This window comes from Pseudomonas helleri (assembly GCF_009600315.1).
Classification (GTDB): Bacteria; Pseudomonadota; Gammaproteobacteria; order Pseudomonadales; family Pseudomonadaceae; genus Aquipseudomonas; species Aquipseudomonas helleri_A.
Genome location: NZ_WIWC01000145.1, coordinates 1 through 305, shown reverse-complemented (window position 1 = coordinate 305; position 305 = coordinate 1). Strand labels below are relative to the sequence as shown.

The following is a 305-nucleotide window of genomic DNA, read 5'->3' as shown; positions in this document are numbered from 1 at the left end:
ATCCTAAGGCTCGCTGGCTATTCCTGACCCTGACTGTGCCCAATTGCCCCATAGGCGAGCTTGGAGCGACTCTTACGGCGATGAATGCCGGGTGGAACCGACTCCAGGCGCGAAAAGAGTTAAAAGCGGTGATTGGTTGGGTACGGACTACCGAGGTAACTCGGAGTGCGATTGGGGAGGCGCACCCGCATTTTCACGTTTTGCTGATGGTCCCGCCTTCGATGCTGTCTGGATCGAAATACGTTAAGCATGCCCGCTGGGTTGAGATTTGGCATGAATGCATGCGCGATCCGACGATCTCGCCA

General features: G+C 56.1%; 1 protein-coding gene. It reads left to right on the top strand.

Going from position 1 to position 305, the window contains the following annotated elements; genetic code table 11:
• A partial coding sequence (locus tag GHN86_RS23175; protein WP_194286572.1) for a protein rep occupies positions 1 to 305 on the top strand: 305 nt, incomplete at both ends.